The sequence below is a fragment of the Agrobacterium sp. CG160-95 genome, from assembly GCF_053521725.1.
In genome coordinates, this window is sequence record NZ_JBNWDU010000004.1 from 294,955 (window position 1) to 321,050 (window position 26,096).

At 60.1% G+C, this 26,096-nt stretch carries 26 protein-coding genes; 15 read left to right on the top strand and 11 right to left on the bottom strand.

Annotated features, from left to right (window positions below; translation table 11 throughout):
* Nucleotides 1-3: 3 nt before the first annotated feature.
* The 4 genes from ACQZ63_RS15775 to queF all read left to right on the top strand — a co-directional run bounded on the left by ACQZ63_RS15775 (nt 4) and on the right by queF (nt 3,149).
* Complete coding sequence (locus ACQZ63_RS15775) at nt 4-1,110, top strand: branched-chain amino acid ABC transporter substrate-binding protein (RefSeq protein ID WP_065662206.1); 1,107 nt, start codon at nt 4-6, stop codon at nt 1,108-1,110.
* Nucleotides 1,111-1,179: 69 nt separating this feature from the next.
* Nucleotides 1,180-1,608: a glyoxalase superfamily protein gene (locus tag ACQZ63_RS15780; protein WP_065659137.1), complete on the top strand. Its 429-nt coding sequence runs from the start codon at nt 1,180-1,182 to the stop codon at nt 1,606-1,608.
* A gap of 156 nt (nt 1,609-1,764) precedes the next feature.
* Nucleotides 1,765-2,667 carry a cation diffusion facilitator family transporter gene (locus ACQZ63_RS15785; RefSeq protein WP_003513576.1) on the top strand — a complete coding sequence of 301 codons (903 nt, stop codon included), beginning with the start codon at nt 1,765-1,767 and terminating at the stop codon, nt 2,665-2,667.
* 17 nt (nt 2,668-2,684) lie between these two features.
* Entirely contained in the window at nt 2,685-3,149 is a 465-nt protein-coding gene (queF, locus tag ACQZ63_RS15790) for a preQ(1) synthase (protein ID WP_013636627.1), read from the top strand.
* A gap of 25 nt (nt 3,150-3,174) precedes the next feature.
* Here queF and ACQZ63_RS15795 read toward each other — a convergent pair whose 3' ends face one another.
* Together ACQZ63_RS15795 and ACQZ63_RS15800 are read right to left on the bottom strand one after the other, a co-directional pair.
* Nucleotides 3,175-3,930, bottom strand: a complete 756-nt coding sequence (locus ACQZ63_RS15795) for a DUF2076 domain-containing protein (RefSeq protein ID WP_065659138.1) — start codon at nt 3,928-3,930, stop codon at nt 3,175-3,177.
* A 100-nt stretch (nt 3,931-4,030) separates the two neighbouring features.
* Nucleotides 4,031-4,621 carry a HupE/UreJ family protein gene (locus tag ACQZ63_RS15800; protein ID WP_003513569.1) on the bottom strand — a complete coding sequence of 197 codons (591 nt, stop codon included), beginning with the start codon at nt 4,619-4,621 and terminating at the stop codon, nt 4,031-4,033.
* A 233-nt stretch (nt 4,622-4,854) separates the two neighbouring features.
* Here ACQZ63_RS15800 and ACQZ63_RS15805 point away from each other — a divergent pair, with 233 nt between their 5' ends.
* Nucleotides 4,855-5,436 (top strand): ATP-dependent Clp protease proteolytic subunit, encoded by a 582-nt coding sequence (locus tag ACQZ63_RS15805; protein ID WP_003513567.1) that lies wholly within the window; start codon nt 4,855-4,857, stop codon nt 5,434-5,436.
* Nucleotides 5,437-5,552: 116 nt separating this feature from the next.
* On the opposite strand, the gene ACQZ63_RS15810 is transcribed toward ACQZ63_RS15805, so the two are convergent.
* Entirely contained in the window at nt 5,553-5,801 is a 249-nt protein-coding gene (locus tag ACQZ63_RS15810; RefSeq protein WP_025594191.1) for a pentapeptide MXKDX repeat protein, read from the bottom strand.
* A gap of 218 nt (nt 5,802-6,019) precedes the next feature.
* On the opposite strand from ACQZ63_RS15810, the gene ACQZ63_RS15815 reads away from it, so the two are divergent.
* The 4 genes from ACQZ63_RS15815 to leuA all read left to right on the top strand — a co-directional run bounded on the left by ACQZ63_RS15815 (nt 6,020) and on the right by leuA (nt 10,461).
* Nucleotides 6,020-6,535, top strand: a complete 516-nt coding sequence (locus tag ACQZ63_RS15815) for a sigma-70 family RNA polymerase sigma factor (protein ID WP_003513560.1) — start codon at nt 6,020-6,022, stop codon at nt 6,533-6,535.
* On the top strand, nt 6,532-7,176 hold the full coding sequence (locus ACQZ63_RS15820) for an NrsF family protein (RefSeq protein ID WP_111790661.1): 645 nt from the start codon (nt 6,532-6,534) through the stop codon (nt 7,174-7,176). Before ACQZ63_RS15815 ends, ACQZ63_RS15820 begins: the two co-directional genes overlap by 4 nt.
* Nucleotides 7,177-7,264: 88 nt before the next feature.
* A complete protein-coding gene (locus ACQZ63_RS15825; RefSeq protein WP_111803826.1) occupies nt 7,265-8,452 on the top strand; it encodes a benzoate/H(+) symporter BenE family transporter in 1,188 nt (395 codons plus the stop codon).
* 299 nt (nt 8,453-8,751) lie between these two features.
* Entirely contained in the window at nt 8,752-10,461 is a 1,710-nt protein-coding gene (leuA, locus tag ACQZ63_RS15830) for a 2-isopropylmalate synthase (RefSeq protein WP_113556417.1), read from the top strand.
* A 158-nt stretch (nt 10,462-10,619) separates the two neighbouring features.
* Here the strand turns inward: leuA and ACQZ63_RS15835 are convergent, their stop codons facing one another.
* Nucleotides 10,620-10,910 (bottom strand): GIY-YIG nuclease family protein, encoded by a 291-nt coding sequence (locus ACQZ63_RS15835; RefSeq protein WP_080797983.1) that lies wholly within the window; start codon nt 10,908-10,910, stop codon nt 10,620-10,622.
* 74 nt (nt 10,911-10,984) lie between these two features.
* Complete coding sequence (locus ACQZ63_RS15840; protein WP_080797986.1) at nt 10,985-11,932, bottom strand: metallophosphoesterase family protein; 948 nt, start codon at nt 11,930-11,932, stop codon at nt 10,985-10,987.
* Between the two features lie 66 nt (nt 11,933-11,998).
* Between ACQZ63_RS15840 and ACQZ63_RS15845 the strand changes: the two genes are divergently transcribed.
* Entirely contained in the window at nt 11,999-12,490 is a 492-nt protein-coding gene (locus tag ACQZ63_RS15845) for an NUDIX domain-containing protein (protein ID WP_013636619.1), read from the top strand.
* 17 nt (nt 12,491-12,507) lie between these two features.
* Here ACQZ63_RS15845 and ACQZ63_RS15850 read toward each other — a convergent pair whose 3' ends face one another.
* Nucleotides 12,508-13,500, bottom strand: a complete 993-nt coding sequence (locus ACQZ63_RS15850; RefSeq protein WP_448799316.1) for a glutathione S-transferase family protein — start codon at nt 13,498-13,500, stop codon at nt 12,508-12,510.
* A 296-nt stretch (nt 13,501-13,796) separates the two neighbouring features.
* Here ACQZ63_RS15850 and ACQZ63_RS15855 point away from each other — a divergent pair, with 296 nt between their 5' ends.
* Together ACQZ63_RS15855 and ACQZ63_RS15860 are read left to right on the top strand one after the other, a co-directional pair.
* Nucleotides 13,797-14,369, top strand: coding sequence for a GNAT family N-acetyltransferase (locus ACQZ63_RS15855; RefSeq protein WP_113556415.1), 573 nt, complete (start codon nt 13,797-13,799; stop codon nt 14,367-14,369).
* Nucleotides 14,370-14,614: 245 nt separating this feature from the next.
* Nucleotides 14,615-15,928 (top strand): MFS transporter, encoded by a 1,314-nt coding sequence (locus ACQZ63_RS15860; RefSeq protein WP_065659143.1) that lies wholly within the window; start codon nt 14,615-14,617, stop codon nt 15,926-15,928.
* A gap of 33 nt (nt 15,929-15,961) precedes the next feature.
* Here the strand turns inward: ACQZ63_RS15860 and ACQZ63_RS15865 are convergent, their stop codons facing one another.
* The 5 genes from ACQZ63_RS15865 to ACQZ63_RS15885 form a co-directional block, all read right to left on the bottom strand.
* Entirely contained in the window at nt 15,962-16,375 is a 414-nt protein-coding gene (locus ACQZ63_RS15865; protein ID WP_013636615.1) for a GNAT family N-acetyltransferase, read from the bottom strand.
* A gap of 87 nt (nt 16,376-16,462) precedes the next feature.
* A complete protein-coding gene (locus tag ACQZ63_RS15870; RefSeq protein ID WP_111783597.1) occupies nt 16,463-18,550 on the bottom strand; it encodes a hypothetical protein in 2,088 nt (695 codons plus the stop codon).
* Nucleotide 18,551: 1 nt separating this feature from the next.
* The gene (locus tag ACQZ63_RS15875; RefSeq protein ID WP_113556414.1) at nt 18,552-21,362 is read right to left on the bottom strand and encodes a DUF4159 domain-containing protein; all 2,811 of its coding nucleotides are present in this window, start codon (nt 21,360-21,362) and stop codon (nt 18,552-18,554) included.
* On the bottom strand, nt 21,359-22,273 hold the full coding sequence (locus ACQZ63_RS15880) for a DUF58 domain-containing protein (protein WP_003513542.1): 915 nt from the start codon (nt 22,271-22,273) through the stop codon (nt 21,359-21,361). Before ACQZ63_RS15880 ends, ACQZ63_RS15875 begins: the two co-directional genes overlap by 4 nt.
* Nucleotides 22,274-22,384: 111 nt before the next feature.
* Nucleotides 22,385-23,395, bottom strand: coding sequence for an AAA family ATPase (locus tag ACQZ63_RS15885; RefSeq protein WP_003513541.1), 1,011 nt, complete (start codon nt 23,393-23,395; stop codon nt 22,385-22,387).
* 175 nt (nt 23,396-23,570) lie between these two features.
* On the opposite strand from ACQZ63_RS15885, the gene ACQZ63_RS15890 reads away from it, so the two are divergent.
* From ACQZ63_RS15890 to ACQZ63_RS15900, 3 genes are read left to right on the top strand one after another with little or no spacing between them, the layout of a single operon-like run.
* Entirely contained in the window at nt 23,571-24,200 is a 630-nt protein-coding gene (locus ACQZ63_RS15890; RefSeq protein ID WP_025594170.1) for a DUF1285 domain-containing protein, read from the top strand.
* Nucleotides 24,197-24,835, top strand: a complete 639-nt coding sequence (locus ACQZ63_RS15895) for an NUDIX hydrolase (protein WP_065702302.1) — start codon at nt 24,197-24,199, stop codon at nt 24,833-24,835. The genes ACQZ63_RS15890 and ACQZ63_RS15895 overlap by 4 nt, the downstream gene beginning before the upstream one ends.
* Nucleotides 24,832-26,088: a CCA tRNA nucleotidyltransferase gene (locus ACQZ63_RS15900; protein ID WP_111790667.1), complete on the top strand. Its 1,257-nt coding sequence runs from the start codon at nt 24,832-24,834 to the stop codon at nt 26,086-26,088. Before ACQZ63_RS15895 ends, ACQZ63_RS15900 begins: the two co-directional genes overlap by 4 nt.
* The last annotated feature ends 8 nt before the right edge of the window (nt 26,089-26,096 follow it).

A 26,096-nucleotide genomic window follows, 5' to 3' on the forward strand; every position in this document is an offset into this window, starting at 1 on the left:
AGGATGAAACTGAAGACATTGACCAGCGTGACGCTTGCAGCGTCCTTCGCATTCGCACCGCTTGCCCATGCCGAAATCGTCATCGGCCTGATTGCGCCGCTTACCGGTCCCGTCGCCGCCTATGGCGACCAGGTCAAGAACGGCGCCCAGACGGCAGTCAATGAAATCAACAAGAAGGGCGGCATTCTCGGAGAACAGGTCGTTCTGAAGCTTGCAGACGATGGCGGCGAGCCGAAGCAGGGTGTGTCGGCCGCAAACCAGCTGGTTGCCGAAGGCATCCATTTCGTCGTCGGTCCGGTCACGTCAGGCGTTGCCATTCCGGCATCGGACGTGTTTGCTGAAAACGGTGTCCTGATGATCACCCCCACGGCGACCTCGCCGGGCCTGACGAACCGTGGCCTTGCCAATGTTTTCCGCACTTGCGGTCGGGACGACCAGCAGGCAGAAGTTGCGGCGAAATACGTTCTTGCCAAGCTCAAGGACAAGAAGGTCGCCATCATTCACGACAAGGGCGCTTACGGTAAGGGTCTGGCGGATGCCTTCAAGACCACGCTGAATGCCGGTGGCGTTACCGAAGTTCTCTATGACGCGCTGACACCAGGCGAAAAGGATCTCGGCGCGCTGACGGCCCGCCTCAAGTCTGAAAATGTCGATATCGTCTATTTCGGCGGTTACCATCCGGAGGCCGGTCTTCTGGTGCGCCAGTTGAACGATATCGGCGCCAAGGCTGCCGTTATCGGCGGTGACGGCCTGTCTAACAGCGAGTTCTGGAACATCGGTGCCAAGGCTGGTGAAGGCACGATCTTCACCAACGCCTCCGACGCCCTGAAGAACGAAGATTCCAAGGCTGCTGCCGAAGCTCTAAAGGCCGCCAACATTCCTGCGGAAGCCTTCACCCTTAACGCTTACGCTGCCGTCGAAGTGCTGAAGGCCGGCATCGAGAAGGCTGGAAGCGCAAAGGATTCCGAAGCGGTCATCACGGCTCTGAAGAGCGGTGACGCTTTTGCCACGGCGATCGGCAAGGTCACCTATGGCGAGAGTGGCGACCTGTCATCGCAGGCTTTCTCGCTCTACAAGTGGCAGGACGGCAAGATCGTCGCAGCCGAATAAGGATAAGGCGTACCGGCCGCATCCGTTGCGGCCGGTACCATCTCCGTTGCGTGACTAGGGGCAAGCAGAATGGGCAGTGACGTGGACGCCCGGGACGCAAGCGCGGCGGGTGGGGAAAACCTTCCTCACATTGGCTTTGCGCGGATATTCCCGATTCTCAGAATTTTCGATGAGGCCAAGGCGCGGGAATTCTATGTTGATTTTCTCGGTTTCAAGGTCGACTGGGAACACCGCTTCGGCGAAAACTTCCCGCTCTACATGCAGGTTTCGCGGGCCGGAATGGGGCTTCACCTCAGCGGCCATCATGGCGACGCGACGCCGGGCTCCAATATCTTCGCCACCATGCACGGCGTTCATGCCTTCCAAAAAGAGCTGGTCGGCAAAGACTATCGCTTCCTGAAGCCTGGTGTCGAAGAATTGCCCTGGGGCGATGTCATGGAAGTCATCGATCCATTCGGCAACCGTATCCGTTTCTGTGAGCAGAAAAGCGAGGGGTGACGTCTTCGACGTGACCTCATGGGTCTTGACCTCGGCTGCGGTTTGAACGATAGGAAGCGCAAATAACGAACCGCGTGCACGGAGACCCCGTGCGCGCGGTTCGTGCGTTTTGGCGGTCAGTTCTGCAATTCGTTCGCATCCGCACGGGGGCAAAAAATGAACACTGAAGGCAATGCACTGGTAAGGAAGCTCGCATTCTGGGGCATTCCACTTTCTTTCGGCGTGCTTGGCCTCAAGCTCGTGGCGTGGTGGGTCACAGGGTCGGTAGCGCTGCTGTCGGACGGTCTGGAATCGACCGTCAACGTTGTTGCGGCCTTCATTGCCTATTTCGTCATCCGTTATGCGCAGAAGCCCGCAGATGACGATCACCAGTTCGGCCATCACAAGGCGGAATATATCTCGGCTGTCGTCGAGGGCGTGCTGATCGTCGTCGCCGCACTTCTGATCGTGCAGGAAGCCTGGGGTGGTCTCTTCAACCCGAAGCTGCCGGAAGCGCCGGTTCTCGGTCTTGCCATCAACGCGTCAGCGGGCGTCATCAACGCCGTCTGGGCGACAATCCTCATCCGCGTCGGCCGGAAATACGCTTCACCAGCCCTCAAGGCGGATGGTCATCATATCATGTCGGATGTCGTAACGTCGGCAGGCGTGCTGGTCGGCCTGGTTCTGGCGCTTCTGACGGGTTACGCCATTCTCGATCCGCTGCTCGCCATTCTGGTGGCCATCAACATCCTGTTTCAGGGATCGAAGGTCATTTTGCATTCGCTCGGCGGGTTGATGGACCGGGCGGTGGAACCGGAAGAAGACGAGGCGATCAAGAAGGCGATCGCCGAAAATTCCGTCGGCATCATCGGCGTGCATGATCTTAGAACCCGCCGCGCCGGTTCGGCCGCCTTCATCGATTTCCACGTGGTCGTTCCCGCCCCGATGACGGTGCGGGAGGCGCATGATATTTGCGACCGCCTTGAAGATGCCATAAGGGAAGTCATACCGGGTGCCAGCCTTGCCATTCACGTCGAGCCGGAAGGCGAAAAGGCGCATGGCGTCAAAGTGATCGTTTGAATAAGCAGGAGTTTTCCATGTCCGTGACGGATGTTTCCAGCCTGTCGCAGCTGGGCGCGAAGGTCGATACGCCCGAGAGCCCGGAAAAGGCCATTCTCGAAAAGGTGCCGAACGGCAATGCCGGTACCGATTACGTGGTGCGGTTCACAGCACCCGAATTCACCTCGCTTTGCCCTATGACCGGACAGCCGGATTTCGCCCATATCGTCATCGACTATATTGCCGGTGATTTTCTGGTGGAATCGAAGTCGCTGAAGCTGTTCCTGCAATCCTTCCGCAACCACGGCGCATTTCACGAGGATTGCTCGGTCTATATCGCCAGGCGGCTGGTGGAGCTGTTGCAGCCGAAATGGCTGCGCATCGGCGCTTACTGGTATCCGCGCGGCGGTATTCCGATTGACGTTTTCTGGCAGACCGGACCGGTGCCTGAGGGCGTGTGGTTGCCGGATCAGGGTGTGCCGACCTATCGCGGCCGCGGCTGATCCGGCTTTTCACGGTTGAAAACGTTCAGGCGAACGACCCGTCGTCGCCTTGATCGAAATCGTCATCGGCGCTGTCGTCGTAGTCGGCCTGCTGGACATCGTTACTATTGTCCGGCTGGGAGGAACTGTCGCCGTAGTAGTTGTTGATGACGGTTTCTTCGACCGGTGCGTTGTTGCCCAGCGGATTGCCGCCGCCGAATGGCGAGCCAATGCCGAGCGACGATGCGTGGTTGCCGAAAATACCGCTCAGCGAATTGGCGAGCAGCATGCCGCCGGCAACACCTGCAGCAGCGCCGAGCGCGCCTTGCAGGAAACCGCCGCCGGAGCGTCCGGCTGCTGCGGGTTGCTGGCTCCAGAGGCCACCGGGCTGCTGATCAGGTGCGCGGCCGGCTGGTGAGCCCCAGGGACCGGCTGTCTGGCCTGCGGTATCGTTGCGCCATGATGTCTGGGGCGGTGGAGAGACGGGCGCCGGAGCAGGTGATTGCTGTTGGCCGGTGCCGAAGATCGAACTCAGAAAACCACCCTGTGCGGCTGCTTGCGGGGCCGCATTACCGCTTTCCAGCGCATGGATGCGGTCTTCGAGCTGTTGGATGTGTGCTGCTGCCGCTTCCAGACCCTTTTCCTGAACAATCACCGCCTGGGCGAGATAATAGGGGGCTGCGGGCTGATCGCGCACGGCATCTGCGATCAATATTTCCGCCTCGCGGTCGCGCGGAGTGGCGGATGCGGCTTTTGTCCTGTCGAACAGGGCCTTGAGAAGTTGGCTTTCTTCCGGTGACATATGATGCCTCCTTACCGTGAAGCGGAAATCAACGATAAGGAGGTAGGTCCAAATTCAGGCTTTTCAAAGCGGTCGAAACTTTAAATTTCGGTAATGATCGTCACCCGCCGAAGGCAAGCGAAAGGCCCGCTATTGCCGTCAGCGCGCCGGCGGTACGGCTTGCGGCCGAGCCGAAACGGGCAATGCGCAGGCCAAGCACGATGCCCGCGAGATGCAGGATCGCGGTTGCTATCATGAAACCGATGCCGAATTGCAGGGCGCCGGCGCTGCCGAGTTCACCGCCATGGGCATGGCCGTGGAAAAGGGCAAAAGCGCCGACCACGGCCGCAGCGGCTGCCGTCGGCAGCTTTGCCGCAATCGTGACCAGCAGGCCGAGGCCGATGACGGAGGCCAGGATGGCCGGTTCGACAAACGGAAGGCCGATGCCATAAACGGCCATCAGGAAACCAATGGCCATGGTGCCGACGAAGGCGGCAGGCACGATCCACAGCGCCTTGCGGTCATTCTGCGCCATTGCGATCTGCGATGCCCAGAGACCGACGGCAACCATTGCCAGAATATGATCCGCACCGAAGAAGGGGTGGGAGACGCCAGCCATGAAGGAGCCGTGTTCTTCCGGGTTCAAATGGGCGAAAGCGGGCAGGGCGGTGGCGCCGAGCGCTGCGGCAGCAAGGCTTAGTCTTTTCAGCATGATTCCCTCTTTTGATTATCGCCGCCAGCAAGGGGATCTTGGGGTTCCCGCAATCGGCGGCACTGCAATGAGGACCTGACGATACCGCGAACCCGGAGAGGCTGTCCATGCGTCATCTGCCGGGGGCGATGTTTATTGTTGGGGCGCAAACCTTGCCTTTTTTGCTCATTGCCTTACGTAACAAGTCGCACTATGTCCGAAGGGCATGCATGAATTACGCTGGAGAGCCGCTGATGAACGAAGACGAAGACGACAAGAGCAAGGAACTGCCGATCGGCAAGGAAACGGAAGCGAATCTTTTCAAGTCGCGTTCGATCTTCATCTATGGTGGCATCACGCAGGAACTGGCGCAGAAGGTCTGCACGCAGCTCGTGGCACTTGCCGCCGCCAGCGACGACGACATTCGCGTTTACGTCAATTCGCCGGGCGGCCATGTCGAATCGGGTGATTCGATCCATGACATGATCAAGTTCATCAAGCCGAAGGTTTATATCATCGGTACGGGCTGGGTCGCTTCCGCTGGCGCGCTGATCTATGTTTCGGTGCCGAAGGAACGTCGCCTTTGCCTGCCGAACACCCGCTTCCTGCTGCACCAGCCCTCCGGCGGCACGCGCGGCATGGCATCCGACATCGAAATCCAGGCCCGCGAAATCATCAAGATGAACCAGCGCCTGATCAAGATCTTCGCCAAGGCCACCGGCCAGAGCGAAGAAAAGATCGCCAAGGACATCGATCGCGATTACTGGCTCGGCGCTGAAGAAGCCAAGGGCTACGGCCTCGTCGGCAAGATCGTTGAGAGCCAGTCGGAAGTCTAAGGTTTTGATTTTTAGTTGAGAGAGCCCGTGCCGGTGGAAACCGGCACGGGCTTTTTTCATTCAGGCCGGATGATACGTGCCGCTTCCGGTCATGTGCACTGAATGTTCGGCCGGCATCACTTCATCGTGTTGCAGGCCTTCATCATGTCGGCTTTTTTCATCTTGTTCATTTCCATGTCAGCCTTGTGCATGCAGTCCTTTTTGGATGCCATGGACATGTCGCTTTTTTTCATCGTCTGCGTCTTCATGGTGTCGTTGTGCATTTTCGTCATATCGGTTTTCATGCCGTCGGCATGGGCGATGCCTGCGAAAGAAAGAACAGACAGCATGGAAGCGGTGGCGATGGCGGTAAAAATGCGGGTCATGAAAGATCTCCTCTGGACGTCATTAAATGTCCGCCGGCGTTGCACCGGGGCTCACGATTGTCCATTCGGTGGGGGCCCGTGTGTCGTTACACGCTCACGCGTTTGTGAAATCATATTCGGGCGAGATTCTTTTCACGCCATTATGTAACAATATCCCGCCGATTGCGAATAACCCGATAGTGACGATGACAGGCAGCCTTTCGGAAGAGACATTAAAAATGCTGATGCTGCGTTCCCTCGATGGGGACGAGGGCGCTTACAGGCATTTGCTCCATGCCCTACGCAGGCTGCTGACAGCCTATTTCGACCGGCGCATGAGGGCCGCTTCACGGGGGGATGTGGAAGATCTCGTTCAGGAAACCCTGTTGTCGCTTCACGCCAAACGCGAGACCTATGATCGAGCAAGGCCTTTTACCGCTTGGTTCTTTTCGATAGCGCGCTACAAACTCATCGATCACTACAGGGGCAGGGGTGCGCGCCAGCTTTCGGAAGTGGAACTTGATGAGACGCTGGAAGCGGGATCGTCCGTCGATCAGGTCACGGCACGTATGGATGTGGAACGGTTGCTCGACGAGTTGCCGCAGCGGCAACGCGACCTCATTCGCAGGGTGAAACTCGAGGGTCAGTCAATCGCCGAAGCGGCCCAAAAATCCGGCCAGACCGAGCTTGCGGCGAGGGTCGGCATTCACAGGACGCTTAAAATGCTGGCGGCAAAGTTGCGAGGCGAAACGTGAGGAAGACGGAAGACATCATTGAACAACTGGCAAGCGGCCTCAAGCCCGTGCCTGCCTTGTCACTGGAGCGCCGGCTGGCGCTGGCCGTCCTGCCCGGCCTTGGCGTTTCGCTGTTGCTGATGCTTGCCATTCTCGGGCCACGGGTCGACATGCACGACGCCTTGACCGAGCTGGGTTTCTGGATCAAGTCCGCTTATAACGCCCTGCTGGCCCTGACTGCGTTTTTCGCGGTCGGCCGCCTTACCCGCCCCGAGGGGAACAGCGGCTGCCTTTTCGTTTGGCTTGCGCTAATTTTCGTTGTGATGGCGGCGATAGCGCTCGTACAGCTGGGGTTTGCCTTTCCGGACAATTACAGGACGCTTGTTCTGGGATCGTCCGCACTGCATTGCCCGTTTTTGATCGTCGCTTTCGCGCTTCCGGTATTCCTGGCGAATTTTTCAGTTCTCAAACGCTCAGCCCCGACTGATCCAGCCCTGGCAGGTTTTGTGGCTGGCATTGCGGCGGGTGCAGCCGGAGCCTGGGTTTATTCCTGGTTCTGCACCGAAAACGGCATGGCTTTCGTGCTGATCTGGTATTCACTTGGCATTTTCATCACCGGCCTGATCGGCGCTTTTGCCGGTTCGCGTTTTCTGCGCTGGTAAAAGGCGTACCTGTTCAGCCTGCGGGCATCTTGCCAGCTGTTGGGTTTTTTGATCTTCAAGGGAAACAGAAGATCCGGGAACCGCCATGTTGATGAAAGATTTTTCCGTACAAAGCCTGTTCATGGGGTGGCTGACCGCCTTTGTCGGCTTTGCCAGTTCTTTCGCCGTGGTGTTGCAGGGCCTGAAGGCTGTCGGTGCGACGGATTTCGAGGCGGCGTCTGGGCTGATGGCGCTTTCGGTGGCGATGGGGGTTTGCGCGATAGCGCTTTCAGTCGCGACGCGGATGCCTGTCAGCATCGCATGGTCGACTCCTGGTGCAGCCTTGCTGGCGACCACAGGCGTGATCGAGGGCGGTTTTCCGGCCGCCGTGGGCGGGTTCATCATCTGCGCCATATTGATCATCATTGCCGGCCTGTTCCGGCCGCTCGGAAAGGCGGTGGCCTCCATTCCAGCGCCACTTGCCAACGCCATGCTCTCCGGGGTCATCATCGGCCTGTGTTTTGCGCCGATCAAGGCGATCGGCTTTAACCCGGCGCTCGGATTGCCGATCATTCTTGCCTGGATCGTGGTGGGAGCCTTTAAACGACTTTTCGCCGTGCCTGCGGCACTTGCCGCTTTCGTGCTGGTGATGATCTTCGGTGTCGATATTCCGGCGGGGGCGCTTGACCGTGTGGCGCAATCGCTGACGCCTCCGATGGAGTGGGTGACGCCCGTCTTCAGCCTGCACGCCGTCATTTCCATCGCGCTGCCGCTCTTCATAGTCACCATGGCGTCGCAGAATATTCCCGGTATCGCAGTGCTGAAGGTCAATCACTACGATCCGCAGCCCGGACCGCTTTTCGCGGCGACCGGCTTCTTCTCACTGCTTTCCGCACCCTTCGGCGGCCATGCAGTCAATCTTGCCGCGATTACGGCGGCGATGTGCGCTGGCGAGGACGCCCATCCCGATCCGAAACGGCGCTATTGGGCGGCGATCATCGGCGGTGTGGGCTACATCGTCTTCGGCCTGCTGGCGGGCGCGGTCACGGCTTTCGTGGCACTGGCGCCGCCTGTCCTCATTCAGGCGGTGGCGGGGCTTGCACTGGTGGGCGCCTTTTCCGGCTCTGCCGTTGCGGCTTTCAAGGATCCGGAAACACGCGAGGCTGCGGCGATCACCTTCCTCATCACCGCCTCCGGCCTTTCCTTCGCCGGTGTCTCCGGTGCCTTCTGGGGGCTGATCGGTGGCGGGTTGATGATGGCGTTGACCGGTTTCGTAAAAGGATTGAAGAGACAATAGCCCTTGCATCCAAATATTTCGCCGATTATAAGCTTGCCCATGAGCAACAGCATCGCAACCATTTCCGGCATGAGCGCGCAGATTTCTGCGATTGCCTCTCCGTGCGGTGCACTCTCGCTTCTTAGCCTCGACCTTACACGCGGTTGCCGGGTCCAGTGAGGAGCGCCCGGCGGCCGAAAGCCCGCTGGCGCAAACGCTCCTCATCTCGAAATCTCATTTTATACTGGATTTAGGCCCTTGAGGGCCGCGCATCCGCCGATGGCTCGAGAAGCCCGCGGAATGCGCAAGGAGGAAGCGAAATGGACGGAAAGATCACCAATATTTCCAAAGGCATGTCGGACGCGAACGTCAAGTATCGCCCTTACCCGACCATCAATATTCCTGACCGCACGTGGCCGGGCAAAACCATCACCAAGGCGCCGATCTGGTGTTCGGTGGACCTGCGTGACGGCAACCAGTCGCTGGTCAACCCCATGGGCCACGACCGCAAGGCCCGCATGTTCAAGCTGCTGCTCGAAATGGGCTTCAAGGAAATCGAGATCGGTTTCCCCTCCGCTTCGCAGACGGACTTCGATTTTGCCCGCTGGTGCGTGGAGCAGGGCAATGTGCCTGAGGATGTTTCCCTGCAGGTGCTGGTGCAGTGCCGTCCGGAACTGATCACCCGTACCTTCGAAGCGCTGGAAGGCGCCAACAAGCCGATCATCCACTTCTACAACTCCACCTCGGAATTGCAGCGCCGCGTGGTATTCGGCAAGGACGTGCACGGGATCAAGCAGATTGCCGTCGATGCCGCCAAGATGATCACCGACATGGCGGCCAAGGCCGGGGGCGGTTTCCGCTTCGAATATTCTCCGGAAAGCTTTACCGGCACCGAGCTGGAAGTGGCGCTGGAAATCTGCAATGCCGTGGTCGATGTGGTGAAGCCGACGGCGGATAACAAGCTGATCCTGAACCTGCCTTCCACTGTCGAAATGGCGACACCGAACATCTATGCCGACCAGATCGAATGGATGTGCCGCAATATCGACAATCGCGAAAACGTCATCATTTCGCTGCATCCGCACAACGACCGCGGGACTGGCATCGCTGCGACGGAGCTGGCTCTGATGGCCGGTGCGGACCGCGTCGAGGGCACGCTGTTCGGCAATGGCGAGCGCACCGGCAATGTCGACGTCGTGACGCTGGCGCTGAACATGTATACGCAGGGCGTCGATCCTGAGCTGGATTGCCGCGATATTGAGCGCATCAAGGCGGTCTACGAATATTCGAACGAGATGACGATCCCCGAGCGCCACCCTTATGTCGGCGAACTGGTCTATACGGCGTTTTCCGGCTCGCATCAGGATGCGATCAACAAGGGTATGAAGGCGATCAAGGTTGCCAATCACCCGGTATGGGAAGTGCCCTATCTGCCGATCGATCCGAAGGATGTCGGCCGCTCCTACGAAGCGATCATCCGCATCAATTCGCAGTCCGGCAAGGGTGGAATCGCCTATATTCTCCAGCAGGATTACGGCATCAACCTGCCGCGCAACCTGCAGGTGGAGTTCCGCGAAGACATCCAGCGCATCACCGATGAAGAGGGCGTGGAACTGCCGGCCAAGCGCATCTACGAGCGCTTCATGGAGCGTTACGTGACGCAGCCGAATGCGCGCATCAAGTTCGTCGATCACCACACCTATCCGGCGGGCGATTTCAAGGGCGTGCGCATAGTCGCCGCCGAAATCACCGATAACGGTGAGGTGAAGCGCATCGAGGGCAAGGGCACCGGTCCTATCGACGGGTTCATCAATGCGCTGTCGGTCTATCTCGGCATCGATCTGTCGGTGAATGACTATTCCGAGCATTCGCTGCAACATGGGTCCAATGCTTCCGCCATTGCCTATGTCGAGATGGAGCATCCGGGCGGAAAATTGTTCGGCGCCGGGGTGAATACGAATATTGTTGGCGCTTCGCTGGAGGCGATTGTTTCGGCGGCCAATCGGGTGCTGGAAGAGCGGGTTAAGTAAGTTCTAAATTCTCCCTCATTCCTGTGCTTGTCACAGGAATCCAGTCAGCCCAAGTCCTTGGGCTGAAAGGACTTTTCTCGCCGTGCAGACGCACGTCGGCTGGATCCCTGTGACAAGCACAGGGATGAGGAGAATATGCCTGACCGTCAGTGGTTCAATTACAGATCGTGCAAATGACTGGAGACGTCATTCCACCCGGGATTGGTGCGTTCGATCAGATTGAGCTTCCATTGCCGAGGCCATTTCTTGATCGTTTTTTCGCGCGTTATTGCGCTCGTCAAAAGATCGAACTCCTCAAACCAGACCAATGTTTTGACGCCATATCGCGACGTAAAGCCGGGCGTCAGTTCATTCTGATGCTCGAAAAGCCTACGCGGCAAATCTTTTGTCACGCCGGTATAGAGCGTTCCGTTGCGTTTGGATGCCAATATGTAGACGTAGCCCTTCATTGCAAAACGATGCACTTTTGAAATGGCAAACGAATGACAGGATGACGTCGCGTCTTTTGACAGGCTAAGCGTCTTTATCTGAGCCGCGAGAACCCCAACGGCCTACCATTCTCATAAAATACCCTGATATCTTCAAGCCCGATACCCGTTCCGGTATCGTTGAGGCTGTGGCGTTCACAGGCGACGTTCCAGGTGCCGGGGCCACCGGAAATATGGAAGAGATTATAGGCCGCGCGCGGTTTTTCGCCGCCCGGTCCCTGGCTGGCGGAGGCGATGCCGACGACCGGGATGTGCTCTTGCCCGTGGTGAGTATTCAGCCAGTATACGGTGTTCAAATGGGTGTGGCCATGCAGCACGAGCTCGGCGCCGCCAACGCCAAGCGCTGCCGCGAAACGGCGAATGCCGAACATGCGCTTGTGCGCAGCCGCCGCACCGCGGATCGGTGGGTGATGGATCATCACCACGCGGAACAGCCCCTGTTCACCGGCTTTTTTTAAGAGTTCCGCGGTTGCGCGTGCTTGACGGTTGCCGAAATAGCCGGTGGCCGAGAAGGGCGGCGTTGCAATCGAGGTGGAGCAGCCGATCAGTGCGACGGGACCGCGCACGCGCATATAGGGGAAAATCTTGCGGTCATCGTCCCATTCCGCCGGGTCGCCATCGCCCCGCACATAAGGATACCAGGCGCGCATGGCCTTGTCGTGCGCGCCGGAAACATAGGCGTCATGATTGCCGGGAACGACCGAGATCTTTTCAGGGTCGCCGACTTCTTCCAGCCAGTCGGCGGCGGCGCGAATTTCAATGCCTGTCGCAAGATTGACGAGATCGCCGGTAATAGCCAAATGATCCGGCGATTTGGCTTCGAGATCATCGAGCAGCTTTTCCAGCGTGTCGGTGAAAAGGTGCTTGCGGCGGTTGCGGTGCCAGTTGACGAAACCGGTGATGCGCTTGGATGCAAGTTCCCGGAAAGTAAGTTTTGGCAATGGCCCGAGATGGACGTCTGAAATATGCGCAAGTTTGAACATGGCGGCAGAGATAACCTATGATATGCGGCACGTCCAATAAAAGCCTGCCGGCAAGGAGAAACCAGGGTGAATGACGAGAGAACCGAGCGGCAGGCCCGTCCGTTCCACACGCGTATCCTTATCCGCCTGCTTCATTTCGTTTTTCTGTTCACACGCGGTGCCACCCTCGGTGTACGTGCGCTCTGCTTCGATGATGCGGGACGGATTTTTCTGGTGCGGCATACCTATCTGCCCGGCTGGTATCTGCCCGGCGGCGGGGTGGAACGCGGTGAAACGCTGCTGATGGCGCTAAACAAGGAAATCCGCGAGGAAGGCAATCTCGAGGCTACGTCGACCCCCGAGCTTGTCCATGTCTACCTCAATCTGGAAGGCAGCAACCGCGATCATGTGGCGCTCTACCGGCTTCAGGTCACCCAGACCACGCCAAAAAAACCGGATCATGAAATCACGGAAAGCGGTTTTTTCGATCTCTCGGACCTGCCGGAAAATGTGACGCCGGCCACCCGCCGCCGCCTTGCCGAACTTTCCGGCAAAGCGGCGATTGCCGACTACTGGTAGCGGCGGCGTCTCTGCCGTCAGGCAAGCGTCTCACGGCCATGGGCCATGGTAAGGTCCAGTTCCGGGCCAACGGGCACGATACCTGTCGGGTTGATGGTGAGGTGGCTGCGGTAATAATGTTCCTTGATGTGGCGGATATCGACTGTGTCCGGCACGCCTGGTGTCTGGTAGAGGTCGCGGAGGTAACCCGTGAGATGCGGGTAATCGTGAATGCGGCGGATGTTGCACTTGAAGTGGCCGACATAAACAGGGTCGAATCGCACCAGCGTGGTGAAGAGACGCCAGTCTGCTTCCGTCTTTTCTGCACCGAACAGGAAACGGCGGTCCTCCAGCCGGTCTTCCAGCATATCAAGCGTTTCAAACACCTTCACGGCATTTTGCTGATAAGCATCCTGGGTGGTGGCGAAACCGGCCTTGTAGACGCCGTTGTTGACGGTGTCGTAGATAACGTCGTTCAGCGCATCGATGTCGGCGCGCAGTGCTTCGGGATAATAATCCGCCGCCGATCCGGTGAGGTCGTTGAAGGCCACGTTGAACATGCGGATGATTTCGGCCGATTCATTGGAGACGATGGTGCCGTGTTCTTTGTCCCACAGTACCGGCACGGTCACCCGTCCCGAATAGTTGGCATCCGCTTTGGTATAGACCTGCCAAAGTGCGGAGAAGCCGAAGAGGTGGTCCTCGGTTGCACCCGGAGTGCGTTTGCCTTCCGGTTTGAACTCCCAGCCGTTTTCCAGCATCAGCGGATCGACGACAGAGACGGAAATCAGGTCTTCCAGCTTTTTCAGTTTACGGAAAATCAGGGTGCGATGCGCCCAGGGGCAGGCGAGCGACACATAGAGGTGGTAGCGATCCTTCTCGGCCTTGAAGCCACCTTCGCCGGAAGGTCCGGGCGCGCCATCCACCGTTACCCAGTTGCGAAATTGCGAGGCGCTGCGCTTGAAGTGCCCCTTGGTTTCCTTGGTGTCGTACCAGACGTCTTTCCATACGCCTTCCACCAGCATGCCCATGACGATCTCCTTGATTGTTTCCTTAACCGCAATCCTAACCGTTTAGCGCGGTGCCGCGAACCCGTAGCGCGTTGAACAATGCGTTTCCGGTCTCGCATGGGCTGAATGGGATAGTGCCGAGATTTGTTCTGGACGGGTGGGAATTTTCCTGATAATTGCGATTTTCACAAATCTGAGGAAATCGTAGATTATGATCGAAACACGGATGCTCCGACGACGCTGACGCTCCTGAACGCCTTTACCGGCGCAGCCGTCATCTATTGTCGCATCCGCATTTTGGAAGTTTCGGTCTCTTCATGTCCAAGCACGATCTTGTCTACCTCACCGAGGACGCGTCGCACGACGCCATCATCGAAATAATCAACGAAGAAGCATTCGGCCCCGGTCGGCACACCCGTGCCGCCGCGCGCATTCGCGAGCAGGGTCCGCATGACCGGTCGCTGTCCTTCGTCTGCGCCGATGATGGCGAGACGATCGCTTCGGTGCGCATGACGCCGGTTCTGGCCGGTGGGGTGAAAGGCCATATGCTCGGCCCGCTTGCCGTGCGGCCGTCGCACAAGAACATGGGCATCGGCCGTGAACTCGTCCGGATTGCCATCGCTGCCGCCCGGCGGAAGGGTTCGGAGGCCGTCATTCTGATTGGCGATCCGCCCTATTACATGCCGCTTGGTTTCGAAAAGGTCGCCTACGCCGCGCTTGATTTTCCAGGCCCGGTGGATCCGAACCGGGTGCTGGTCGTGCCTGTTGGTGACGACGTGCACCAGCGGCTGAAGGGCAAGATCGGCTGGCGCAAATGCGATGCTGCCGCCATGCCTGCAGCCCAGGCGGAAGACGACGGCTTCGAAGAGCCTCTTCGGGTTTACGGCTGACGGATTTCTTTACGTCGGATTTCCCGCCCTTCACCAGTTCGCACTTTTTCCCTCATCAAATACGACTGACTTGATGAGGGATGGGGCGTTGAGTCGACCATATTGGTACTGGCCGGTTATTTCGCTAAAGATGACGTGATGGTGTTCTGCCTTGAAACCATGCATCGTACTTCGCAAAATTCAATTCCGTTTCTTTCCCCTATGCGATAGCACTCGATAGTCGATTTCGGCACGGGGGCGAGCATATGACGGCAATCACCATGAACGATGCGCTGGAACGCGCAGGTGCGGGCGCCTATCAGCGGCGGTTGATGGGTATTTTCGGCCTCGTCTGGGCAGCGGATGCCATGCAGGTGCTGGCGGTCGGCTTCACTGCCGCCTCGATTGCCCTAACGTTTGGCTTGACTGTTCCGCAGGCCCTTCAAACCGGAACGGCCTTCTTCTTTGGCATGCTTTTAGGTGCTGCCGGTTTCGGGCGTCTGGCGGACCGTTACGGTCGCCGCCGTGTGTTGATCGTCACCGTGGCCTGCGATGCCGTGTTCGGTGTGCTTTCCGTCTTTGCGCCGAACTTTGCCATTCTTCTTGTCCTGCGTTTTCTAACGGGTGCGGCTGTCGGCGGCACCCTGCCGGTGGATTATGCGATGATGGCGGAGTTCCTGCCCGCAAAGAACCGGGGCCGCTGGCTGGTCATGCTGGAAGGCTTCTGGGCCATCGGAACCTTGATCGTGGCGCTTGCAGCGTGGGGCGCAAGCCTTGCCGGTGTTGCCGATGCCTGGCGTTATATTTTCGCGGTTACGGCTTTCCCAGCCGTTGTGGGTCTGGGTTTACGGTTCATGGTGCCCGAATCGCCGCTTTACCTCGTGCGAAGAGGCCGATCGGACGAAGCCAAGGTCATCGTCAACCGTATGCTGGTGGTAAACGGCCGCGCGCCACTTGATGCCGGGACAGGGCTTTTTCAGCCGGAGGTTTCAAAAGGGCAGGGGATATTTTCGCCGGCGCTCAGACAGCGCAGCATCATGATCCTTGCGATCTGGTTCCTTGTCTCCGTTTCCTATTATGGCGTCTTCACCTGGATGCCGGCAAAACTGGCGGGAGACGGTTTCGGCTTCGTGCGCGGTTATGGTTTCCTCGTGCTGGTGGCACTGGCGCAGATCCCCGGTTATGCGCTTGCGGCCTATGGCGTTGAAAAATGGGGCCGCAAGCCGACGCTGATCGGTTTCTGCCTGCTGTCCGCCCTCGGTTGCCTGCTCTTCACGCTCGCTACAGGCGGCGCAATGATCGCCACATCGCTTCTGATCATGAGCTTTGCGCTGCTTGGCACCTGGGGTGCGCTTTATGCCTTCACGCCCGAATTGTACCCGACGGAATCGCGTGCGACCGGCATGGGGGCTGCGGGCGCCATGGCAAGGCTGGGCGGCCTTCTGGCGCCGTCGTTGCTGGGTTATGCCATCGCGCAGGGCTTCGGTTTCGCCATCGGCATTTTCGCCGGGCTGCTGGTGCTGGCTGCGATTGCCGCAACGATGATCAATGCGGAAACGCGGCGGGTGGCGCTCTCCTGACACTGCTGCGCCAACCGCTTTCTTTCGAACGGATTAGAAACGCTTTTCAAGCCATGTGATCGCCTGGCCACTGGAGAGGGGGGCAAGCGAGCCGATCTTGGTGAAACCGCAGCGCTCATAAAGCCTCAGCGCATCCGGGTTCATCGTGTCGATGTAAGCGCCCATGCAGCCGCGCTTTTTCGCTTCCTCTTCCGCCATGCCGAGAAGCTTCGCGCCTGTGCCTTGACCGCGTAAGGTCTCGGGGATGAAGAGAAGCTGCACATAAAGCCAGCCGCGGCCGGTATAGCCGACAAGACCCCCGGTGACGGTGTTCTCATCGTCGCGGATTGTGATGATGAGTTCGCGTTTGTCGCTTTCGCCAAAACGGGCGAGATTATAGGCCACCAGGGGATCGCGGATGGCCTTTTCAGCTTCTGCATCCGCGATGTCGCTCAAAACGAAATTCATGATTATCTTTCCCAGGTCGCCGAGCGGCGGCCGTTTCTCGTTTCCACTGCGAGACGTGAAAGCGCCTGAGCTTCCACCGGAAAGTTCCTACCGGCCCTCACGCCACCAGAGCGCGGAGAAAGCAAGGAGCAGGGCGGCAAGCCCGGCAAAACCGGCAAACAGCGGTAGGGTGTTGACACCTTTCAGCACCGTCTCGTCGGTCATGCGTATCAGCATGCGATCCTCATCGGCAACCCTGATATCGCCCCTGACAGGCAGGATATCGGGCAGTGCCACGCGGCCCGAATTGTCGGCGACACGGTGCACGCTGCCCTTGGTAGCGTCGGCAAGCGGCTTCAGCGTTTCGGTTGTCGAAATCATTGCCTTGAATTCCGGCGCATCCACCGCGCCGACATGGACGAGCGTAGTGAAATCGCCGTTCTTGATTTCGAACAGGCCGGTCTCGTCCATGCGACGCTCGATCTTGTAAAGACCGGGCTCGGTATTGTTGAAGGCCATGTTTTCGGTTTTGCCAGAGGGGAAATGCACGCTTGCCTGACCGGGGTCGTCGCCGATGGTCTGGCGGGTAATTTGCAATGTGCGGCCGTTGGCGCGCGCCGTCAGCGCCTCTTCCTCAAGCTCCGGTTCCTTCATCAGCCAGTGGGCGATGCGCCGGTAAAGTGCCACATGCGGGCCGCCGCCTTCGTAGCCACGCGCCCAAAGCCAGCCCTGATCGGAAAGCAGCATGGCGACACGGCCTTCACCCTGGCGGTTCAGCACCAGCAGCGGGTCCTGCCCGTCACCCAGCATCACGGTCTGGCCCTGCGGCGGCTCGACGCTGACGGTGCGGAACCAGCGGCCCCAATGCGGCGGCTCATCGCCCGACCCTTCCAGCCCACGGGTAACGGGGTGTTTCTTGCCCGCTTCCGAGAGGCGGGGATAAAAGGCGGACTGATGGACCTGGCCTGTCGGCTGGGCCGGCAGCACGGATGCAAGCGGCGTCATGGCGATCGAATCCTGACCGGCATGTTCCGGGCCTGCGGCGATCAAGAGCGCGCCACCCTTTTCGACATATTGCGCGATGTAATCGTAATAGAGGATCGGCAGCACGCCGCGATGCTGATAGCGGTCGAAGATGATGAGGTCGAAATCCTCGATCTTCTCGACGAACAATTCGCGTGTGGGGAAGGCGATCAGCGACAGCTCGTTGATCGGCGTGCCGTCCTGTTTTTCCGGCGGGCGCAGAATGGTGAAATGCACCAGATCGACCGAGGCGTCGGATTTCAGGAGGTTGCGCCAGGCGCGCTCGCCCGCATGCGGCTCGCCGGAGACCAGCAGCACGCGAAGGTTCTGGCGGATACCTTCGATCAGGTGTACCGCACGGTTGTTCGCGGCCGTCACTTCGCCGGGAAGCTCGGCGACGGAAAATTCCATGACATTGTTGCCGCCGCGCGGAACCTTGAAAGTGAAGGGTGTCGGCTGGCCGGGTGTGGCCTGCAAGGTGGCGATTTCTTCGCCGTTCATCTTCACGGTTACTTCCGCCGAACCACCGCCTGCGGCTGCACGGCCATCATCGAAGACGCGCAGCGTCAGTTGCTGTTCCTCGTTGACGATGCCAAAGCGCGGCGCGCGGACAATCTCGATACGGCGGTCGAATTCATCGGCCTTGCCGGTGATCAGCCCGTGGAGGGGAGCGCGGAAACCAAGCGCCTGTTCGGCATTGGGCAGAGCATTCGGAATATCGTGGATCTGGCCATCGCTGAGGAAAATCGCACCGCCGACGCGGGACGGTGAAACATCCGAGACGGCAGAGGAGAGGGCCGAGAAAAGCTGCGTCGAAGGTGAATCGCTCTCACCATCATCACGCACTTCCACGATGCGCGGTTCGATGCGCGGGAAGCGCGACAGCCGGTCTTTCAGCGCGGCAAGCGCCGTATCCGTCATCTGCGGTCGGTCCTGCACGTCCTGGCTCTGCGATCGATCGACGATAACGGGGACGATTGTGGAGAGAGGCTCGCGTTCCTCCTGCGTCAAAAGCGGATTGGCGATGGCGGCAAGCAGGGCGACAAGCGCCAGCCCGCGCAGCCATGCGCCGCGCACGCCGCGCCACAGGCCGATGAAGGAGAGAAGAAGGGCGGAGACGGCCAGAACGGCAATCACGATCCACGGCAGGAAGGGGGCGAATGTCAATGTCATGTCACTGCCCCAACCGTTCGAGAAGTGCGGGAACGTGTACCTGATCGGCCTTGTAGTTGCCGGTCAGCATATACATCATGATGTTGACGCCAGAGCGAAACGCATGTTCGCGCTGCAACTCGTCCGGCGGCACAGTGGGCAGCACCGGCGCGCCCTGCGCATCGACGGCCCATGCGCCGGCAAAATCATTGCCTGTTATCATGATCGGCGTTACGCCATCGCCGGAGGAGGAGAGGCCGGATGTCGTCTTCGCCGCCCCCTGGCGCGATTCCACCCAGAGCGGCGAGCCGTTGTAACGGCCGGGGAAATTGGTGAGCAGGTAGAAAGACCGCGTCAGGACGTGGTCTTCCGGCACGGGCTCCAGCGGCGGAATATCGATATTGGCGAGTATCGCCTGCAAACGTTCGCCATTCGGGCTGGTCGCGCCAGTGTCGAGCGACGAAAACTGATCGCGCGTGTCGAACAGAACGGTGCCACCGGCGCGCATATAGGCATCGATGCGCGATATGGCAGCGCTCGACGGCATGGGCGCGGAGGCCGACACCGGCCAGTAGATGATCGGGTAAAAGGATAATTCATCCTTGGATATATCAAGGCCGACCGGCTGGCCGGGCTCCAGCGTCGTGCGCCAGGTCAGGAATTCGCTCAATCCCTGCAAACCCTGTTCGGAAATGCGGTCGACATCGTCCTCGCCGGTGCGGACATAGGCGAGATGCGTCGTGTCCAGCCGCTCGAAAATCTGCTCGTCACCGTGTTTGGGGTCGTCGGCGCGCGCATCGCTCGGGGACATGGCTGCAAAAGCGCCAATGGCCAGCAGCACGGTGGCAGCTGTGGCGCTGCGGGCTTTCGGCAGGCGTGCGAAGGCGCCGTTCATGAAGAGCACGATGAGACTGTCGGCAATCAACATCAGGAAGGCGGCGATGAACAAGGCCGGGCGCAGCGATTTTGCCGTTTCGCCGATCAGTGCCTCGCTGGTGGTGTTGACACCGGCGAGCGAGGTATCGAGCGGGCGAAGCGTGGCGCCAGCCGGTAGAAGATTGAGAGCCACGAAACCATCCTCTGTGCCATAAAGGCCGGGGGGATTGTCGAAACCGGTGCGGGGAGCCTGACCGGGGCGCATTTCCAACGGCCGGGCGGAGCCGACATCGGCTGACAAAGCACCTTCGGCCGTTAGTAGCCGGAAGGGCGGTAATGCTGCGGCCGGGGCATTCGCGGAGGTGGAAGCACCGCCTGCCTTGGACAATTGCACGATACGGCGCAACATATCGACGAAGTGGCCTGATATCGGCAGGTCGGACCAGCTTGCCTCGGCGCTGACATGGAACAGCACGATGCGGCCCGCTTCGACATTGCGGGTGGTGACGAGTGGCGTGCCGTCGGCAAGGCTCGCCCAGGTGCGCTCGGCAAGGTCGGGTGTCGGTTCGGCCAGAACCTGCCGTTTTACGAGCACGCCATCGGCCTTCGGCATTCCGGCAAAGGCGCCGAAATTCGGGAAATCGGCAAGCGGCTGTGGCTCGGCCCATGAGAGCGCGCCGCCAAGCGCGCGTTCACCCTGCCGCAACGTCACCGGCACCAGCGGATCATTGGTGGGGGTTGCGGCAAGGCGCGGTCCGGCAAAACGGATCAGCGTGCCGCCGGCGGCAAGCCAGCGCTGCATCGGCTCATAGGTCTCCTGCGGCAGACGTCCGATATCGGCCATGACGATGACGGAAGGATTGGATTGCAGGATTTCCGGGATTGCCTGCGCAAGATCTGCCTGTCGTTGCGGGATGAGATCGACAAAAGGCTGAAGGGCGCGGCTGATGTAATAAAGCGGCTGCAGCAGCGGCTGGAAATCATTTCCGGTTTCACCGGCCAGCAGCGCCACGCGGCGGCGGCGGAAACCGTCATCCAGAAGATGCACCGCGCCCGCCGTCGAGACTGCCTCGATGGAGAGGCGGGCGAAGTCGTTGCGCAATTCGAAAGGCGCTTCCACCGTCGCCGTCGTTTCCGCTTCGCCGGGGGCGAAACTGGCGGTGCCAGTGGCAAGGATGCGGCCCTGGCTGTCCTGCGCATTGACGGTCAACCGGCTGGGGGAGGCCGTGTCGAGCCGCGATAGCGTGACGCTCATCGCATCGGCATTGTTGGCGGCGCCGGTAATGGCGGCGATGGATTTCCCATCACCCGTGACGATGCGGAACTCGGCAGCTGAGAGGCTGGCCAGCGTTTTGAGTGCGCTTTCATCCTGCGCGGTGGCAACGCCGTCGGCAATATAGGCGAGCGTGCCGGGGGAGGTGCCGTTGAGCGCCTCGGTAATGGCTTCCGCCGTGCGCACGCGGTCCGGCGCAAGCGGCTTCGGCTTGGCGGCGGCGAGCTTGTCCAGCGCCACCGCCGTTGTGGCCGGCACGGCGTCGTGTTCGGCATCTGCGGTGAAGCTGATGGAAACGGGGCGATCAGCCCTTTCCGCATCGCCGATCAGGGCCTGAGCGGTATCGACGCGTCTCTGCCAATCAGTTGCGGAGGCCCAGCTATTATCGACCACAAGCACCAGGGGACCAGTGCCGGCAATGCTGTTGTTGCGGGGGTTCACCACCGGATCGGCCAGCGCGAAAATCACGGCGGCGGCGAGCGCGATGCGCAGCAATGTCAGCCACCACGGGCTTTTCGAGGGCGTTTCCTCGCGCTTCAGCACGGTGGCCAGAATTTTCAGCGGCGGAAAAACTTCCGCCTTGGGGCGCGGCGGGGTGAGCCGCAGCAGCCACCAGATGGCTGGCAATGCCAAAAGGCCGAAGAGAATATAGGGGCTGGTGAAGACGAAGGGCAATGCGCTCATCGGTTGCCACCGCCTTGCGCGGGCGCACCGGACAAATACATGTGAACAGCCACAAGCGCCTCGGAGGCGAGATGATCGGTGCGGTGAAACACGAAATTCCAGCCTAGACGGCGCAGCGAAGAAGACAGCGCTTCGCGGCGGGCGAGATAGGCGCGGGTATAATCCTCGCGAATGGTTTCCGCGCGGCCGGAGACGAGTTTTTCACCGGTTTCCGGGTCGGTAAATTCGGTGCGGCCCGAATAGGGGAAGGTTTCTTCGGCCGGATCGGCGATTTCCACCACATGGCCGCGCAAGCCGCGCCGCGCGAGTGGCGAAATCCGCTCCATAACGTTTTTCGCATCGTCGAGAAAATCGCCTATGAGGACGATGTCGCTTGCACCGCGGATCATGCCCGTTTCCGGCATGCCTGTGGTGAGCGGCGCGTGCATGATGGCGGCAGCCAGACGTTCGGCGGCGTTTCTGGCCGAGATGGGCTCCATGATACCGGGACAACCTATGCGCTCGCCCGAGCGCGCAAGGATTTCCGCCAGCGCCAGCATCAGCACCAATGCGCGGCTTTCCTTGGAGACGGAGCCGAGGGTGGATTTGAACATCATCGACGGCGACATGTCGGCCCACAGCCAGATGGTGTGGGCAGCTTCCCATTCCCGATCGCGCACATAGGTGTGGTCGTCGCGGGCCGAGCGTCGCCAGTCGATGCGCGACAGGCTCTCGCCTTCGGCATAGGGGCGGAACTGCCAGAAATTCTCGCCGATGCCACGCTTGCGGCGGCCGTGCCAGCCGGCGGTGACGGTGTTGGCGATGCGCTTGGCTTCGACCATGCAGTCCGGCACCAGTGCGGCACGCTGGCGCGCGCGCGCCAGGACTTCGCTACCCGGTGTCTTATCTACGATCTGGCCGATGGATGCCACAGGCACTCCTTTCGAGAAAGCTTAGGCAGATGTCAGAGCGGCGGGCCGCTCCGAGTTTTTGTCGAGCATCGGATTTTCCGAAAACAGCGTCACACTTTTCGGTCCGATGCCTTAGTTCTTCGCCTGCTCCACAAGGGCTGCGATGACATCGCGCACTGACATGCCTTCGGCGCGGGCGGCGAATGTCAGCGCCATGCGGTGCTCCAGCACCGGTTCGGCCAACGCATAGACATCGTCCAGCGACGGCGCGAGCCTGCCTTCGTAAAGCGCACGGGCGCGTGCCGTCAGCATCAGGGACTGGCCGGCGCGGGGACCCGGACCCCAGACAACGTGTTTGTCGGTCAATTTGTTGCCGTGGCCGGGGCGGGCAGAGCGGACAAGCGAAAGAATCGCGTCCACCACCTTGTCGCTGACCGGCATCTGGCGGATGAGCGCCTGGATTTCCATCATGCGTTCAGCGTCGATTACCTTGCGTGCCTCGCCCGATGCGGTGCCTGTCGTGTCGAGCAATATCTGGCGTTCGGCGGCGAGCTCGGGATAGCCGACATCCACCTGCAGCAGGAAGCGGTCGAGCTGCGCTTCAGGCAGTGGATAGGTGCCCTCCTGTTCCAGCGGGTTCTGGGTTGCGAGAACGTGGAAGGGTTTCGGCAGATCGTAACGCTGGCCGGCCATGGTGATGTGATATTCCTGCATGGCCTGCAGCAGCGCGGACTGCGTGCGCGGGCTGGCGCGGTTGATTTCATCCGCCATCAGCAATTGCGCGAAAACCGGACCTTTTATGAAGCGGAAGGAGCGCCGCCCGTTTTCATCCTGATCCATGACTTCGGAGCCGAGAATATCCGATGGCATGAGGTCCGGTGTGAACTGGATGCGGTTGGCATCGAGCCCGAGAACCGTTCCGAGCGTGGTGACGAGCTTGGTCTTGGCAAGCCCGGGAACGCCGACGAGCAACGCGTGGCCGCCCGAGAGTATTGCGAGAAGCGTGTTCTGAACCACTTTTTCCTGGCCGAAGATGACCTTGGATACCTCCGCGCGGATCGCGGCAATATCCGAAAGCGCCTTTTCGGCCGAGGCGACGATGGCTTTTTCGTCTAGGGTTTCGCCGGTATTCATCACGCCCATGTCGCTCTCCTCATACCTTTGCCGCCGACCCATTCCTGCCCCGATCTTGATCGCCATTGGCCGGGGCGGATTTCGCGCTGCAACTAGCTTATTGCTCTCTTGGCCGCTGACAAGCGCCATTCGAATGACTATGTCGTGACTTAGTATTTCCTTATCGGCAAAGCGAGACTCGAATATGGCAGCGGAGACGATAAATTCGGCAAGCGATGCAGCAGGGCTGGCGGCGATGATTTCCCGCGCCGCCGAGCAGACCGGCGACGCCAAACGTGGACCTGCCCCGGTGGAGCGCTGGAATCCCCCCTTTTGCGGCGATCTCGACATGGAAATCCGCGCAGACGGCACCTGGTTCTATATGGGTACGCCCATTGGCCGGGCGCCGCTTGTGCGGCTGTTTTCCACGGTCCTGCGCAAGGATGACGACGGCAAGACCTATCTTGTAACTCCTGTGGAAAAAGTCGGCATCCGCGTGGTGGATGCACCTTTCGTGGCCGTCGAGATGAAGGTGACGGCGGGCGAGAAGGATGGCGGACCGCTGCTGACCTTCCGCACCAATGTCGGCGATGTGGTGGAGGCCGGGCCGGAGCATCCGCTACGCTTTACGATTTTCGGAGAAAACCGCGAATTGAAACCCTATATTCTGGTGCGCGGCAGGCTGGAGGCGCTCGTCTCGCGGGCGGTGATGTATGATCTCGTGGCACTCGGCGAGGTGATCGATGTGGACGGTGTCGAGATGTTTGCCGTGCGCTCGGGCGGGGTTGTCTTTCCCGTGATGCCCGCCAAAGAACTGGAACGGCTTTCGCAATGACAATAACGACAACCCGCCTTGAAACTTTTACCGCCGCCGATTTCCGCCGCCGGGTGCTGGAGGAAGGCGAGGGCGTGGCGGAACGCGAGAATGGCGATCATCTGCTCAATCCGGGCGTGGTGCTTTCGGGAAACGGCATAAGGCTGAAGGACGCCGCCGTGCTGGTGCCTGTCATCGACGACGGCAACGAAGCGCGGGTGATCTTCACCCAGCGCACCGCAACCCTGCGCAAACATTCCGGCCAGATTTCCTTTCCGGGCGGTGGCATCGATGCCGGGGACCGCACACCGGAAGAGGCGGCTCTGCGCGAGACGGAAGAGGAGATCGGCCTCTCGCGATCTTTCGTGGAAACAGTCGGGCGTCTGCCGGATTATATTTCCGGTACCGGTTTTCGCATCAAGCCAGTGCTGTCGGTCGTTCGTCCCGGCTTTGACCTGACGCTCAATCCCACGGAAGTGGATGAGGTTTTCGAGGTGCCGCTGTCTTTCCTGATGGACCCAGCCAATCACGGGCGCGGCAGTCGCATCTTTCAGGGGAAGGAGCGGTTTTTCTACGAAATGCCCTATGGCGAGCGCTACATTTGGGGCATTACGGCGGGCATCGTACGGACGATTTACGAGAGGTTTTATTCATGAGCAGCCTTGCCGGGCGGGACTGGTTTGAAAAGCCGGCGCTGAAGCGCATCTTCGCGCTGTTGAACTCCGATGGCGGCGAGGTGCGGATCGTCGGCGGCGCCGTGCGCAATGCACTGATGGAACAGCCGGTCGTCGATGTCGATATGGCGACGACGCTTACCCCCGATGTGGTGGTTGAGCGCGCCAAGGCGGCGGGCATCAAGGTGGTACCGACCGGCATAGAACACGGTACGGTGACGCTGGTGATCGATGGCGAAGGTTTCGAGGTGACGACGCTGCGCCGCGATGTCGAGACCAATGGCCGCCATGCGCAGGTCGCTTTTGGCACAGACTGGCAGACCGATGCCGAGCGGCGCGATCTCACCATCAACGCACTTTACGCCGACGAGAAGGGCGAGATCATCGACCTCATCGATGGTCTGCCCGACATTGAAACAGGAACCGTGCGCTTCATCGGCGATGCCGCGATGCGGATTTCGGAAGATTATCTGCGGATTCTTCGCTTCTTCCGCTTTTTCGCCCATTATGGCTCCGGTCGTCCCGATGCCGATGGCTTGCGCGCCAGTGCGCGGGCCAAGGACAAGCTTGGGACGCTCTCGGCCGAGCGGGTGTGGAGCGAGCTGAAAAAGCTGCTTTCCGCGCGCGATCCCTCCCGCGCCTTGCTGTGGATGCGGCAATCCGGCGTGTTGGCGGAAATTCTTCCCGAAACGGAAAAATGGGGTATCGACGCCATTCACGGGCTGGTGGCAACCGAACAGGCGCTTGGCTGGACAGTTGACCCGATGCTGCGGCTCGCTGCGATAGTGCCGCCCGACAGGGAGAGGCTAACGGCGCTTGCTGCGCGGCTGCGGCTGTCGAAGGCTGAAGCTGCATATCTCGCCCACTGGGCTTCCGCGCCGGTGATCGATCCGGAGATGAAGGAGACGGCGCTAGACCGGCTGCTTTACCGGCAGGGCGTTGACGGTGTGAAGACGCGCCTGAAACTGGCGCTTGCCTCGGCCCGCGCCGACCTTTCGGGCGGTGAGGCGGCGATGCAGAAAGTCGCGCGACTTTCGACGCTGCTGACGAGAGCGAACAAGTTCCACAAGCCCGGCTTTCCGCTGAGCGGCGCTGATGTGATGGCCGCGGGCGTGGAGTCCGGTCCGAAGGTAGGCGAGGTGCTGAAAAGCCTCGAAGAAAAGTGGATCGACGTCAATTTCTCGCTAGACCGGGCAGCGCTGACCGCCCGGCTGAAGGATATGCTGGAGAATTGAGATCGCAG